The sequence below is a fragment of the Bradyrhizobium sp. 41S5 genome, from assembly GCF_011516665.3.
GTDB lineage: Bacteria > Pseudomonadota > Alphaproteobacteria > Rhizobiales > Xanthobacteraceae > Bradyrhizobium > Bradyrhizobium quebecense.
Genome location: NZ_CP083721.1, coordinates 2426923 through 2440955 on the forward strand (window position 1 = coordinate 2426923; position 14033 = coordinate 2440955).

At 65.5% G+C, this 14033-nt stretch carries 10 protein-coding genes; 7 read left to right on the forward strand and 3 right to left on the reverse strand.

Annotation, left to right across the window (positions count from 1 at the left end):
• Positions 1–18 precede the first annotated feature (18 nt).
• The 5 genes from kdpB (at position 19) to HAP47_RS11465 (ending at position 6674) form a co-directional block, all read left to right on the forward strand.
• Positions 19–2130: a potassium-transporting ATPase subunit KdpB gene (kdpB, locus tag HAP47_RS11445; RefSeq protein WP_173638155.1), complete on the forward strand. Its 2112-nt coding sequence runs from the start codon at positions 19–21 to the stop codon at positions 2128–2130.
• 112 nt (positions 2131–2242) lie between these two features.
• Positions 2243–2848 carry a K(+)-transporting ATPase subunit C gene (locus HAP47_RS11450; RefSeq protein ID WP_173638154.1) on the forward strand — a complete coding sequence of 202 codons (606 nt, stop codon included), beginning with the start codon at positions 2243–2245 and terminating at the stop codon, positions 2846–2848.
• Positions 2849–2887: 39 nt separating this feature from the next.
• The gene (locus HAP47_RS11455; RefSeq protein WP_173638153.1) at positions 2888–5599 is read left to right on the forward strand and encodes a sensor histidine kinase; all 2712 of its coding nucleotides are present in this window, start codon (positions 2888–2890) and stop codon (positions 5597–5599) included.
• The gene (locus HAP47_RS11460) at positions 5596–6285 is read left to right on the forward strand and encodes a response regulator (protein ID WP_173638152.1); all 690 of its coding nucleotides are present in this window, start codon (positions 5596–5598) and stop codon (positions 6283–6285) included. Before HAP47_RS11455 ends, HAP47_RS11460 begins: the two co-directional genes overlap by 4 nt.
• Before the next feature lie 149 nt (positions 6286–6434).
• Positions 6435–6674, forward strand: a complete 240-nt coding sequence (locus tag HAP47_RS11465) for a DUF6496 domain-containing protein (RefSeq protein ID WP_173638151.1) — start codon at positions 6435–6437, stop codon at positions 6672–6674.
• A 114-nt stretch (positions 6675–6788) separates the two neighbouring features.
• On the opposite strand, the gene ku is transcribed toward HAP47_RS11465, so the two are convergent.
• Complete coding sequence (gene ku / locus HAP47_RS11470; protein ID WP_173638150.1) at positions 6789–7676, reverse strand: non-homologous end joining protein Ku; 888 nt, start codon at positions 7674–7676, stop codon at positions 6789–6791.
• Between the two features lie 125 nt (positions 7677–7801).
• On the opposite strand from ku, the gene ligD reads away from it, so the two are divergent.
• Positions 7802–10426 (forward strand): DNA ligase D, encoded by a 2625-nt coding sequence (gene ligD, locus HAP47_RS11475; protein WP_173638149.1) that lies wholly within the window; start codon positions 7802–7804, stop codon positions 10424–10426.
• A gap of 174 nt (positions 10427–10600) precedes the next feature.
• On the opposite strand, the gene HAP47_RS11480 is transcribed toward ligD, so the two are convergent.
• Complete coding sequence (locus HAP47_RS11480) at positions 10601–10765, reverse strand: DUF3309 family protein (protein ID WP_076865768.1); 165 nt, start codon at positions 10763–10765, stop codon at positions 10601–10603.
• A 166-nt stretch (positions 10766–10931) separates the two neighbouring features.
• Between HAP47_RS11480 and HAP47_RS11485 the strand changes: the two genes are divergently transcribed.
• Entirely contained in the window at positions 10932–11240 is a 309-nt protein-coding gene (locus HAP47_RS11485; protein ID WP_173638148.1) for a polyhydroxyalkanoic acid system family protein, read from the forward strand.
• 9 nt (positions 11241–11249) lie between these two features.
• Here HAP47_RS11485 and treY read toward each other — a convergent pair whose 3' ends face one another.
• Complete coding sequence (gene treY, locus HAP47_RS11490; protein ID WP_173638147.1) at positions 11250–14033, reverse strand: malto-oligosyltrehalose synthase; 2784 nt, start codon at positions 14031–14033, stop codon at positions 11250–11252.

A 14033-nucleotide genomic window follows, 5' to 3' on the forward strand; every position in this document is an offset into this window, starting at 1 on the left:
ACGTCCGGAGTGACATCCATGGAAACCATGAAACTGCAGAAGCAGGTGACGGCGTCGACCATGCTCGACCCGAAGATCCTGGTGCCGGCGATCTGGTCGGCTTTCGTCAAGCTCGATCCACGGCTGATGATGAAGAACCCCGTGATGTTCGTGGTGGAGGTAGTGGCCGCATTGACCACAATCATCTTCGTGCGCGACCTCGTCACCGGCGGCGCCAACCTCGGCTTCACCTTCCAGATCATCGTCTGGCTCTGGTTCACGGTGCTGTTCGCCAACTTCGCCGAAGCCGTCGCCGAGGGCCGCGGCAAGGCGCAGGCGGAGTCGCTGAAGAAGACCCGCACCGAGAGCCAGGCCAAGCTGCTGACCGGCACCGACCGGACCTATCGCATGGTGCCCGGCACCTCGCTGAAGGTCGGCGATATCGTGCTGGTCGAGGCCGGCGACAATATCCCGTCCGACGGCGAGGTGATCGAAGGCGTGGCCTCGGTCAACGAAGCCGCCATCACCGGTGAATCCGCGCCGGTTATCCGCGAGTCGGGCGGCGACCGTTCGGCGGTCACCGGCGGCACCCAGGTGCTGTCGGACTGGATCCGCGTCCGCATCACCGCGGCGCAGGGCTCGACCTTTATCGACCGCATGATCAGACTGGTGGAGGGCGCCGAGCGGCAGAAGACGCCGAACGAGATCGCGCTCAACATCCTGCTCGCGGGTCTCACCATCATCTTCGTGTTCGCGACGGTGACGATCCCGAGCTATGCGGCCTATGCCGGCGGCTCGATCTCGGTCGTGGTGCTGGTGGCGCTGTTCGTCACGCTGATCCCGACCACGATAGGCGCGCTGCTGTCGGCGATCGGCATCGCCGGCATGGACCGCCTGGTGCGTTTCAACGTGCTGGCGATGTCCGGCCGCGCCGTGGAAGCCGCGGGCGACGTCGACACGCTGCTGCTGGACAAGACCGGCACCATCACGCTCGGCAACCGCCAGGCCACCGCGTTCCGGCCGATCCGCGGTGTCACCGAGCAGGACCTCGCCGATGCGGCGCAGCTCGCCTCGCTCGCCGACGAAACGCCGGAAGGCCGCTCGATCGTGGTGCTCGCCAAGGAGAAATACGGCATCCGCGGCCGCGACATGCACGAGCTTGCCGCGACCTTCGTGCCGTTCACGGCGCAAACCCGCATGAGCGGCATCGATGCCGGCACCTCGTCTGTCCGCAAGGGCGCGGTGGATGCCATCCTCGCCTATGTCGATGGCGGCTCGTCCCGCGCCGTCGCGTCGGGCAACACGGTGCGCGCGGTCGCGGCGACGATGAGTCCGGAAGCGCGCGAGATCCAGGCGATTGCCGACGAGATCGCCAAGGCCGGCGGCACCCCGCTGGCGGTGGCCAAGGACGGCAAGCTGCTCGGCGTCGTGCACCTGAAGGACATCGTCAAGGGCGGCATCCGCGAACGCTTTGCCGAGCTGCGCCGCATGGGCATCCGCACGGTGATGATCACCGGCGACAACCCGATGACGGCGGCGGCGATCGCGGCCGAGGCCGGTGTCGACGACTTCCTGGCGCAGGCAACCCCTGAGGACAAGCTCAAGCTGATCCGCGACGAGCAATCCAAGGGCAAGCTGGTGGCGATGTGCGGCGACGGCACCAACGATGCGCCGGCGCTCGCGCAGGCCGACGTCGGCGTCGCCATGAACACCGGCACGCAGGCGGCCCGCGAGGCCGGCAACATGGTCGACCTCGACTCCAACCCGACCAAGCTGATCGAGGTGGTCGAGATCGGCAAGCAGCTGCTGATGACCCGCGGTGCGCTGACCACGTTCTCGATCGCCAACGACGTCGCAAAGTACTTTGCGATCATCCCGGCGATGTTCCTCGCGTTCTATCCGCAGCTTCAGGTGCTCAACATCATGCACCTGGCGAGCCCGCAAAGCGCGATCCTGTCGGCGATCATCTTCAACGCGCTGATCATCATTGCGCTGATTCCCCTGGCGCTGAAGGGCGTCAAGTATCGCGCCGTCGGTGCCGGCGCGCTGCTCAGCCGCAACCTGATGATCTACGGTCTCGGCGGCATCATCATCCCGTTCATCGGCATCAAGGCGATCGACCTCATCGTCGCCGCCCTGGGCCTCGCGTAACCACAACGTCATTGCGAGGAGCGAAGCGACGAAGCAATCCATCGATCCCCGTGCCGAGCCATGGATTGCTTCGCTTCGCTCGCAATGACGAAGCAGACTGAGGAGACCTACAATGCTTAAAGAAATCCGCCCCGCCATCCTCGTGCTGGTGCTGCTGACCGCGATCACGGGCCTTGCCTATCCGCTCGCCATGACGGCGATCGCCGGCGTCATCTTTCCGAAGCAGGCGCAAGGCAGCCTGATCGAGATGGACGGCAAGGTGATCGGCTCCGCCCTGATCGGGCAGGAGTTCAAGGAGGATAAATACTTCCACGGCCGGCCTTCGGCGACGGTCGCGCCCGATCCAAACGATGCCTCCAAGACCGTACCGGCGCCCTACAACGCGGCCAACTCGGGCGGCTCCAACCTCGGCCCGACCAGCAAGGCGCTGAACGACCGGGTCAAGGAGGATGTCGAGAAGCTGAAGGCGGAGAATCCGTCGGCCAACGTGCCCGTCGATCTCGTGACCACCTCGGCCAGCGGGCTCGATCCGGACATCTCGCCGGACGCCGCGCTGTTCCAGGTGCCGCGGGTGGCCAAGGCGCGCAGCCTGTCCGAGGACGCGGTGCGCGAGCTGGTGACACAGAACACACAGGGCCGCTTCGCCGGCGTGATCGGTGAGCCCCGCGTTAACGTTCTTGCGCTCAACCTGGCGCTCGATGCGGCAAAGGCGAAATAGGGGAGTAGGCCCGCTCTCGCAGGATGACTATATTGCGGTATGGCCAATCAGCGTGACCCCGATAAACGACCCTCGCCGGATGCGCTGCTGGAGGCGGCGCGCCGGGAGACCGAGCGATCGGGGCGGCTGAAGATCTTCATCGGCGCCGCCCCCGGCGTCGGGAAGACCTACGAGATGCTCTCGAGCGCCCACGCCCGCCTCAAGGCGGGCGTCGACGTCGTGGTCGGCGTTGTCGAAACCCACGGACGGGCGGAGACCGAGGCGCTGCTGAAGGGCCTTGAGGTCATACCGCGGAAGCGGCTGGCCTATCGCGACCAGACGCTCGAGGAGATGGACCTCGACGCCCTAATCGCGCGGCGGCCGCAGCTCGCGCTGGTCGACGAACTCGCCCATACCAATGCGCCGGGCAGCCGGCATCCCAAGCGCTATCTCGATGTCGAAGAGCTGCTGTCGCACGGCATCGACGTCTACACCGCGATCAACATCCAGCACATCGAGAGCCTCAATGACGTCGTCGCGCAGATCACCCATGTGCGGGTGCGCGAGACCGTGCCCGACTCGGTGGTCGATCGTGCCGACGCCATCGAGCTGATCGACCTCACGCCCGACGACCTGATCCAGCGGCTGAAGGAGGGTAAGGTCTATGTGCCCAAACAGGCCGAGCGGGCGCTGGAGCACTATTTCTCGCCGGGCAATCTGACCGCGCTGCGCGAGCTGGCGCTGCGGCGAACTGCCGAGCGGGTCGACGAGCAATTGCTCACCCACATGCAGGCCAATGCCATCCAGGGGCCCTGGGCCGCCGGCGAGCGCATCCTGGTTTGCCTCAGCGAGGATCCGCGCGCGGCCGGCCTCGTGCGCTACACCAAGCGTCTGGCTGACCGGCTGCATGCGCAATGGACCGCCATCAGCATCGAGACCCGCCGCAGCCTGCAACTGAGCGACGAGCAGCGCGACCGGCTGGCCGACACCATGCGGCTTGCCGAGTCGCTCGGCGGCGAGGCGCTGACCATTCCCGGCGTCGGTCGCCGCATCGCCGACGACGTCATCAATTTCGCCCAGGCTAACAACGTCACCCAGATCATCATCGGCAAGTCGACGCGTTCGCGCTGGTTCGAGCTGACGCGCGGCTCGGTGGTGCACGATCTGGTGCGCCGCGCCGGCAACATCAGCGTCAACGTGATCGCTGGCGACGAGCTGCCGGTCGGCAAGGCGGCGGTGCAGACCGCGCAGCGGCAGGAGCCTTTCAACCCGCGGCCCTATCTGATGGCGCTGCTGCTGACGGCCATCGGGCTCGGCGCGGCCAAGCTGATCCAGCCGTTCTTCGGCATCGAGAATGTCGATCTCGTCTTCATCACCGCGGTGGTCGGCGTGGCGGCGCGCTACGGCCTATGGCCGTCGCTCTTGGCCAGCGTCGCGGCCTCGCTGTGCTACAATTTCTTCTTCCTGCCGCCGGTGTACACCTTCACCATCACCGACCCGACCAATGTCGCGGCGTTCTTCTTCTTCATGCTGATCGCGCTTCTGGTCTCCAACGTCGCGGCGCGGGTGCGCGTGCAGGCCGACACCGCGATCGGTCGTGTCCGCACCACCGAGTCACTCTATGCGTTCAGCCGCAAGCTCGCCGGCACCGCGACGCTCGATGACGTGTTGTGGGCGACCGCCTACCAGATCGCCCTGATGCTGAAGGTGCGCGTGGTGCTGCTGCTGCCGGAGGACGGGATGCTGACCGTCAAGAGCGGCTATCCGCCGGAGGACCAGCTCGATCAGGCCGACCTCGCCGCCGCCAACTGGGCCTGGGGCAACGATCGCCCGGCCGGGCGCGGCTCCGACACGCTGCCGGGCGGCAAGCGATTGTTCCTGCCGATGCGCACCGGCCGCGGCCCGATCGGCGTGATCGGCATCGACGACGACCGCACCGGCCCGCTGCTGACGCCCGACCAGCGCCGGCTGCTCGATGCGCTGGTCGACCAGGGCGCGCTGGCGATCGAGCGTGTGCTGCTGGTCGAGGACATGGATCGCGTCAAGCGCACGGTCGAGTCCGACCGGCTGCGTGGCGCGCTCTTGACCTCGATCTCGCACGACCTCAAGACGCCGCTGGCCTCGGTGCTCGGCTCGGCCTCGGCGCTGCGCGATCTCGGCACCAGCCTGAGCGACGCCCAGAAACACGATCTGCTGGCCACCGTGATCGACGAGTCGGAGCGGCTGAATCGTTTCATCGCCAATCTCTTGGACATGACCAAGCTGGAATCCGGCGCGATCGTGCCCAACACCGCGCGGCACGATGTCGGCGAGATCGTCGGCAGCGCGCTGCGCCGCGCCGCCAAGATCCTGGTGCATCACCGGGTGTCGCTGGAACTCGCGGCCGACCTGCCAATGCTGGAGCTCGATGCCGTGCTGTTCGAGCAGGTGCTGTTCAACCTGCTCGACAACGCCGCCAAATACGCCCCCTCGGACACCACGATCTCGATCCGCGGCGCGCGCGACCGCGACACCATCACGCTGCAGATCCTCGACGAAGGCAACGGCATTCCTGCCGCCGAGCTCGAGAGCGTGTTCGACAAGTTCTATCGCGCCGAGAAGGGCGACCATGTCCGCCCCGGCACCGGCCTCGGCCTTGCGATCTCGCGCGGCTTCGTCGAGGCGATGCGCGGCACGATCGCGGCGGCCAATCGCTCCGACCGGAGCGGCGCCGTCATCACCATCCGCTTGCCGATCACCGCCGACACCAACGCGCTGGACACTGCCGCATGAACGCGACGCCAATCAAAGTCCTGGTCATCGATGACGAGCCGCCGATCCGCAAGCTGCTGCGGATGGGGCTGAGCACGCAGGGCTACGACATTCTCGAAGCCTCCAGCGGCAAAATTGCGCTGGAGATGCTGGGCGAGGGGCCGGCGCTGATCATCCTCGATCTCGGTCTGCCCGACATCCAGGGCCACGACCTCTTGCGCATGATCCGCGGCCGCAACGAGAGCGTGCCGATCGTGGTGCTGTCGAGCCGCGGCGACGAGGCCGGCAAGGTGCAGGCGCTCGATCTCGGTGCCGACGATTACCTGACCAAGCCGTTCGGCATGGACGAATTGCTGGCGCGGCTGCGCGCGGCGCTGCGCCACCAGTTGCAGGTACAGGGCGAGCGGCCCGTGTTCCGCTCCGGCGATCTCTCGGTCGATCTGGTGCGCCGGATCGTCAAGGTCGCCGACAGGGAGATCAAGCTGTCGCCGAAGGAGTATGATCTCCTACGCGTGCTGGTGCAGCATGCCGGCAAGGTGCTGACCCACCGCTTCCTTCTGAAGGAATTGTGGGACGAGCTGACCGACGCGCAATATCTGCGCGTCTATGTGCGCCAGCTCCGCCAGAAGATCGAGGCCGATCCCGAGCGTCCGCAATTCGTGCTGACCGAAACAGGCATCGGCTATCGGCTGCGCGCGGCGGATTAGCATGTAGTCCGGATGAGCGAAGCGGCATCCGGGGCATCTCCCGCATGTCGCTCCGCTCATGCGGGTTACATCCGTATCAGTCGTCCGATGACGTCCAACGGAACTTTCGCTCCCATCGAGGCTTGTTTTCCGTTACCGGGAGAGAAGCCATGGCAAGAAAATACTCGCGGAAGGCATCAAGCGATGTCGAACGTGTGATGAAGAAGCGCAAGGCCGGCACACTGCGCAGCGGCCGCTCCAAGAAGAAGGTGACGAGCCGCAAGCAGGCGATCGCGATCGGTTTGTCAGAGGCCCGCGCCGAGGGGCGGAAAGTGCCGAAGAAGGCTTCCAAGAAGACGGCGAAGACGCGCAAGACGTCGAAGAAGCGAAAGAGTTCGAAGAAGAAGTAGGACGCCAAACCTATCCTGTCATCATTGCGAGCGAAGCGAAGCTATCCATCTGTCCACGTCTGCGGAAAGATGGATTGCTTCGTCGCGTCGCTCCTCGCAATGACGCGGAGAGGCTTACCCCGCCTTGCGCGACCGCGCACTCGACCGGTGTGCCTTCTTGGCGGCACGGCGGTGCGGGGCCGGGCGCCGCGCGACGGAGCGTGAGCGCCTGGCGCCACCCTTCCGGTCCTTCAGGCTCTGCTTCAGCGCGTCCATCAGGTTCACCACATTGCTCGGCTTCTCCTCGCGCGCGGCGGCCTTGATCGGCTTGCCGGCGGCCTTGCGGCGGACCAGCGCCTTCAGCGCGGTCTCGTACTCGTCCTTGAATTTCGACGGATCGAAATGCGCCGCCTTGCTGTCGAGGATGTGGCCACCGAGCTCGATCATGTCCTTGGTCACCTTCGGGTTCTTGATGTCGTCGAAATAGTCGCCGGCGTCGCGCACCTCGTAAGGATAGCGCAGGGTCGTGCCAAGCATGCCCTTGTCGAGCGGTTCGATCGCGATCACGTGCTCGCGATTGGTCAGCACTATGCGCGCCAGCGCGACGCGGTCCTGGTCTTTCATGGCGTCGCGGATCACCGCGAATGCGTCGACGCCGGCCTTGCCGTCCGGCCTGATGTAATAGGGGTGGTCGAGATAGCGCTTGTCGATCTCGCCCTCGGGCACAAAGCTGTCGATGTCGATGGTGTGGTTGCTTTCGATCTGGACCGCAGCGAGCTCGTCCGTCTCGATCTCGACATATTTACCCTTGGTGACCTCGTAACCGCGGCCCTTCTGGTCGCCCTCGACGACGTCGCCGGTCTCGGCATCGACCATCTGCTGCTTCAGCCGGTTGCCGGTCTCCCGGTTGATCATGTGGAAGCGGGTTTTCTCGACCGTGGTCGAGGCCGGGTAAAGCGCCACGGGGCACGACACCAGCGAGAGTTTGAGCGTGCCTTTCCAGTAGGCGCGGGGAGCGGCCATGATCGTCTCCAAACAGCTTGAGTTTGGAACTTGAACGGATACCGTAGGTTTTGGTTCCTGATGGCCGCACCGAGGGCGGTGGCCGGGGTTTGCGCCGAGGCCTGGATGTGTCGCTGAGAAATCACGTGTCGCTGAGAAATCTCACCACCTATCGCAAGAAGCGCGATTTCGAGAAGACCAAGGAGCCGTCGGGCGACGTCAAGGTGGCGCCCGGCAAGCAGCGGCGCTTCGTCATCCAGAAGCATGACGCGACGCGGCTGCATTATGACTTCAGGCTGGAGTTCGACGGCGTCTTCAAGTCCTGGGCGGTGACGCGCGGGCCCTCGCTCGACCCGCATGACAAGCGGCTGGCGGTCGAGGTCGAGGACCATCCGCTCGACTACGGCGACTTCGAAGGCACCATTCCGGAAGGCCAGTATGGCGGCGGCACGGTGCAGCTCTGGGATCGCGGCACCTGGGAATCCGACGATCCCGAGCGCGGCTTCAAGAAGGGCGACCTCAAATTCACGCTGCACGGCGACAAGCTGCACGGCAGCTGGGTGCTGGTGCGGATGAAGAACGACCGCTTCGGCGGCAAGCGCACCAACTGGCTGTTGATCAAGCATCGCGATGAATACGCCGTGGACGGCAACGGCGAAGCGGTCCTCGACGACGACCGCTCGGTTGCCTCCGGCCGTTCGATGGCAGAGATCGCAGCCGGCAAGGGCCGTGCGCCGAAGCCGTTCATGCTGGCCAAGGGCAACGGCAAGGCCAAAGCGGATGCGGTCTGGCAGTCCAATCACGGCATGGCCGCCGACGCGCGCGCCAGGACCAAGGCGCCGGCGCCCAGGGAAAAACTCAAGGCGCAATTGAAGGCGAGGACGAAAGCGCAACCGAAGCAGGCAACGGAGATGCCGGACTTCGTTTCGCCCCAGCTCTGCACCGTGGTCGAGAGTCCGCCCAATGGCGCAGGCTGGTGCCACGAGATCAAATTCGACGGCTACCGCGTGCAGCTTCGCGTCGAGGACGGCAAGGCCGTGGTGAGGACCCGCAAAGGGCTCGACTGGACCGACAAGTTCGGCGCGATCGTGAAGGAGGCCGGCAAGCTGCCGGATGCCCTGATCGACGGCGAGATCGTCGCGCTCGACGAGAACGGCGTGCCGCATTTCTCGACGCTGCAGGCGGCATTGTCCGACGGCAAGACCGGCCAGCTGATCTTCTATGCGTTCGACCTGCTGTTTGCCGGCAACGAGGATCTCCGCCCGCTGCCGCTCACCGAGCGCAAGGCGCGGCTGCAGGCGCTACTCGCCGCGCGCAAGGGCAGGCTGATCCGCTATGTCGAGCATTTCGAGGAGCATGGCGGCGCTGTCCTGGAGTCCGCGCGCAAGCTCGGTCTGGAAGGCATCGTCTCCAAGCGGCTCCATGGCGCCTATCGCTCCGGCCGCTCGGACGACTGGACCAAAGCGAAGATCCGCGCCGGCCATGAGGTGGTGCTCGGCGGCTGGAAGACCACCAACGGCAAATTCCGCTCGCTGATGGCCGGTGTCTATCGCGATGGCCACCTGGCCTTTGTCGGCATCGTCGGCACCGGCTTCGGCCAGGACACGATCCGCCGCATCATGCCGGCGCTGAAGGCTGCGGCATCGGACACCAGTCCGTTCGGCGGCAAGGACGCGCCGAAGAAGACCCGCGACGTGCACTGGCTGAAGCCTGAGCTGGTCGCCGAGATCGAGTTCGCCGGCTGGACCGGCGCCGGCAATATCCGCCAGGCGGCCTTCAAGGGCATGCGCCAGGACAAGCCGGCGCGTGAGGTCGAGGCCGAACGGCCGGTCGTAACCAGAGTGGTGAAGCCGATGGCCAAAGGAAAATCCAGCGAGGTGTTGGGCGTCGCCATCTCCCACCCGGACAAGGCCTTGTGGCCCGATGCCGGCGACGGCGAGCCGGTCACCAAGCTCGATCTCGCCAATTACTTCGAGGCGGTCGGCGGCTGGATGATCTCCTATCTCAAGGGACGGCCATGCTCGATCGTGCGCGCTCCTGATGGCATAAAGGGCGAGACGTTTTTCCAGCGCCACGCGATGGCCGGTACGTCGAAGCTCCTCAAGCTCGCCAAGGTGTCTGGCGACCGCAAGCCCTATCTGCAGATCGACCAGGTCGAGGGCCTCGCCGCGGTCGCGCAGCTTGGCGGCCTCGAACTGCATCCCTGGAATTGCGCGCCCGATGCCTATGACACGCCGGGCCGGCTGGTGTTCGATCTCGATCCCGCGCCCGATGTCGCGTTCTCCGATGTGATCGCGGCCGCCAAGGACATGCGCCAGCGGCTCACTACAGTCGGCCTCGAGAGCTTCTGCAAGACCACAGGCGGCAAGGGCCTTCATGTCGTGGCGCCGCTGCTCGCAGGCGCCAGGGACAGAGTGACATGGAGGGAGGCCAAGGCGTTCGCGCAGGCGATCTGCCAGTGGATGGCGCAGGACGATCCCGAGCGTTATCTGATCAACATGTCCAAGGCCAAGCGCACCGGAAAGATCTTCCTCGACTACCTGCGCAACGACCGGCTTTCGACGGCGGTCGCGGTGCTGTCGCCGCGGGCGCGGCCCGGCGCGACGGTGTCGATGCCGCTGACCTGGACCCAGGTGCGCGGCGACCTCGATCCGAAGAAATACACGGTGCGGTCGGTGCCGGCGCTGCTTGCGAAGAGCAAGGCGTGGAGCGGCTATGAGGATGCTGCCTCGTCGATCAAGGCAGCGATGAAGAAGCTCGCGGCCGAGTAGCAAACGTTTAGGCAAGCTTGTGCCGCTGGCTTATCCGTCATACCCCGCGAAAGCGGGGTATCCAGTACGCTGCGGCTCATCGGTTCAATCGTCGACGTCTCTGGAATACTGGATCACCCGCTTTCGCGGGTGATGACAGTTGTTGATGCGGATCGTGCGCGACCTCCGCGCAGGCTACAGGCGTCCCAGTAGCAGCAGGATCAGCAGGATCACGATCACGAGGCCGAGGCCGCCGCCGCCATAATAGCCGGTGCCGTAGAACGGTCCGCCGCCGATGCCGCTGAAGCCGCCAAGCAGCGCGATGACCAGAATGATAAGAATGATCGTTCCAAGTGACATTGAGTTTCTCCTCAGCCCGTGGGCCCATTGATCTCTGCCCTTCGGGAAAGGAAACACGTGGGAACTACGAAGGTTCCGGATTCGGCGGTGCGATAAACCTGTGTGGTCCTTCCATTTGCGGTGGAACAGAATTACATCAACGCAATCCATGGAGGAGTGCACCGCGATGTCGGCTCCGCTGATTGTCTCGATTCCCCACAGCCTCGGCCGCGACGAGGCGATGCGCCGCCTGAAGACAGGCCTGTCGCGCGCAGCGGCGAACGTGCCTGTGATGAGCGTCGACGAAGAGCGCTGGGAGGATAATCGCATGAGTTTCCGCGTCCGCGCGCTGGGGCAGGTCGCGGCCGGCCATCTCGATGTCGAGGATACCCATGTGCGGCTGGAGGTGACGCTGCCGTGGCTGCTGCAGCGCTTCGCCGAGGTCGCGCAGGCCGCGATCCAGAAGAGCGGGCAGTTGTTGCTGACCAAGCGTTGACGCGCTGCGCTAGCCGTGCACGCGCGCACGGCTTGAAGCTTGCTTGGCTCCGGCCCGGACTCTCGCCTTCAGCATCGCCGCGGGCAGTTTGGCGAACAGCGTCGAGAGCTGAATCCTGTTGTCGCCGCACGTGATCGTGTATCCAGCCACGTCGATCTCGCCTTCAAAGGCTTCGGGACGCGGCCAGCTGCGTCCGCCCTGCGTGAACGGGGCAAATGATTTCGCCACCGCGACGATGACCGCCTCGCGGCCATGACGCCGTACGAAGGCGATGACATGATCGCGATGCGGGCCGTTGACCGTGAGCGGCTGGTAGTCGCCGCTGCTGAAGACCGCGGGCAGCTCGTTGCGCAGCCGCAGCAGTTGCCGCGTCCAGGCGAACTTCAGGCGGCCGTCGCGCCAGCTCTGCGCCAGCGCGTCCCAGTCCGGCGCCTCCAGCGCCGCGAGCATGCCCGCGCGTGCGGCAAAATCGACCGGACGGCGGTTGTCGGGGTCGACAAGCGAAAGATCCCAGCTTTCGGTACCCTGGTAGAAATCCGGCACGCCGGGCATCGTCGCCTTCAGGGTGATCTGGCTCAGCGAGTTCAACGCGCCGATCAGCGCGGTGCGTTGTGCCAGCGTGTCCAGCGCGTCGAGGAATTCAGGCGAGGCCTTGCGATCGAGGATCCGATCGATGAAGGTCTTCACGCCCGCCTCGTAAGCTTCGTGCGGATTGAGCCAGCTGGTCTCCTGCTTGCCCTCGCGCGCGGCCTTCAAGGCATAGGCCTGGATGCGCCTGACAAGCGATGTGTCGTCCGGGTCCCAGGCGCCGAGCAGGGCCTGATACAGCATGTATTCGAATGTCGCCGACGGGGCGCGCGTTTCGCCGTCGAGCACCAGATGCGGCGCGTTCAGCACCTTCCAGCGTGCCACTGCGCTGGTCCATTCGCCGGGGATTTCCGCCAGCGCCATGATCCGGGCGCGGGCGTCTTCGCCGCGCTTGGTGTCGTGGGTCGCGGTCGCCGTCATGCCGTGCGGCCATTCGCGGGCGCGGGTCTGCATCATGGCGTGGAAGGTCTCGGGCGTAATCCCGCTCGCCGCCGGATCGCCGCCGACCTCGTTGAGCGCCAGCAGGCGGTGGTAGCGATAGAAGGTGGTGTCCTCCAGCGACTTCGCCATCATCGGGCCGGTGAATTGCTGCACCTTCAGTGCGAAGCGCCGGATCCGTGGCGCACCGTGCGGCGGCCGGCCGGGATTCAAGAGGTCCATGGTCAGGGCATCGCGCAGGAAGTCGAAGATGCCTTCGTCGGCGGCGAACCAGTCGGCACGGGCGCGCTCGATGGTCGCGCTGATCAGCGCGCGGTCATGCGCGGTCGGGCCGGAGGCGGTGAGATAGGTGCGATAGACCGGGAAGTGCAGCACATAGAGTTCGAGCGCCTGCCGCAGGCTGTCGGCGGAGAAGTCGCGGGTCGAATAGTGCCCGCTGGCGATACGCGCGAGCAGCCGCGCCAGCACGGTGAATTCGCTGGTCAGCAAGGTCTCCAGCACGCGGCGCTTGGCCGCGCGCAGCACCGGCGTCAAATTCGGTGACTGGTTGCTGATCTGGCGCCAGATCTCGTTGAGCGGATCGAGCCCGCCGCCATCGACCAACGCCTGGCTGATCGTGTTCATCCATTCATAGCCGGTGGTGCCATGGACGCCGCTGAATTTCATCAGCTTCTCGTCCTCGCCGAGGATCTTCTCGATCACCATGTAGATCGGCTTGACCTTGGCGCCCTGCGCGGAGCGGATCAGGCGGCGCAGGCGCTGGAAGTATTGGGCGGGATCGCGCAGGCCGTCGATATGGTCGAGCCGCAGGCCTTGCAGCCGGTCTTCCGCGATCAGCCGCTTCACGAGACTGTGGCTCGCCTCGAAGGTGGCGGCGTCCTCGACCCTGAGACCGGCCAGGGTGTTGACGTCGAAGAAGCGGCGATAGTTGATGTCGCTGGAAGCAAGCCGCCAGTGTCCGAGCTTGTAGTGCTGGCGTTCCAGTAGATGATGCAGCGCCAGCGTCTGGGTGGGACGATCCTCGCCGGCGCGATAGGCGTCGAGTCCGTGCGCGATGACCTCGGCGCCGCCTTCGATTGCCTTTATCGCGGCCTTCAGGGCCGGCGCTTCCTTGCGGTTCGGGTGACGCAGCCCGCGATACCTGGCGGCGAGCTCGAGCAGCGCGCGCCCGGCTGTGCTGTCTTCGGCGCCTGCCTCACGGACGACGGTCCGCAGCACCTCGCCATAGCGCTCCGGCGCGATCGGCAGGCGGTGCTCGAAATACCAGGCGGAGAAACTGCCTTCGCTTGCGTCGTATCGCAGCTCGATCTCGCCGTGCTCCAGCGCCTGGCCATAGGACGAGCCGAGGATCGGCAACAGCACGCCGCCGCGCGCGCGATAGGGCAAGAGGTCCCAGTCGATGTCGAAGGAGACCGCATGCGGCGACAGCGGTCCCCATTCCAGCACGTCGAGCCACCACGGATTATCGGCAAAGTGCACGCCGACATGGTTCGGCACGAAATCCAGGATCAGGCCGAGGTCATGGCGCTTCAGCGCATCGCTGAGCCGCGCAAAGCCCTCTTCGCCGCCGAGCTCTGGGTTGAATTTGGTGTGGTCGACGACGTCATAGCCATGGGTCGATCCCTTGCGCGCCTTCGTGAACGGCGAGGCATAGACATGGCTGATGCCGAGCGCCTTCAGATACGGCGCCACGGCGGCGGCGGCATCGAAGTCGAAATCGGCAGTGAGTTGCAGTCGGTAGGTTGCGATCGGGATCGCCGGAGGCAT

Coding starts and splice junctions, on each gene's coding strand:
- kdpB (WP_173638155.1), top strand. CDS start 19: ATGGAAACCATGAAACTGCAGAAGCAGGTGACGGCGTCGACCATGCTC.
- HAP47_RS11450 (WP_173638154.1), top strand. CDS start 2,243: ATGCTTAAAGAAATCCGCCCCGCCATCCTCGTGCTGGTGCTGCTGACC.
- HAP47_RS11455 (WP_173638153.1), top strand. CDS start 2,888: ATGGCCAATCAGCGTGACCCCGATAAACGACCCTCGCCGGATGCGCTG.
- HAP47_RS11460 (WP_173638152.1), top strand. CDS start 5,596: ATGAACGCGACGCCAATCAAAGTCCTGGTCATCGATGACGAGCCGCCG.
- HAP47_RS11465 (WP_173638151.1), top strand. CDS start 6,435: ATGGCAAGAAAATACTCGCGGAAGGCATCAAGCGATGTCGAACGTGTG.
- ku (WP_173638150.1), bottom strand. CDS start 7,676: ATGGCCGCTCCCCGCGCCTACTGGAAAGGCACGCTCAAACTCTCGCTG.
- HAP47_RS11480 (WP_076865768.1), bottom strand. CDS start 10,765: ATGTCACTTGGAACGATCATTCTTATCATTCTGGTCATCGCGCTGCTT.
- HAP47_RS11485 (WP_173638148.1), top strand. CDS start 10,932: ATGTCGGCTCCGCTGATTGTCTCGATTCCCCACAGCCTCGGCCGCGAC.
- treY (WP_173638147.1), bottom strand. CDS start 14,033: ATGCCTCCGGCGATCCCGATCGCAACCTACCGACTGCAACTCACTGCC.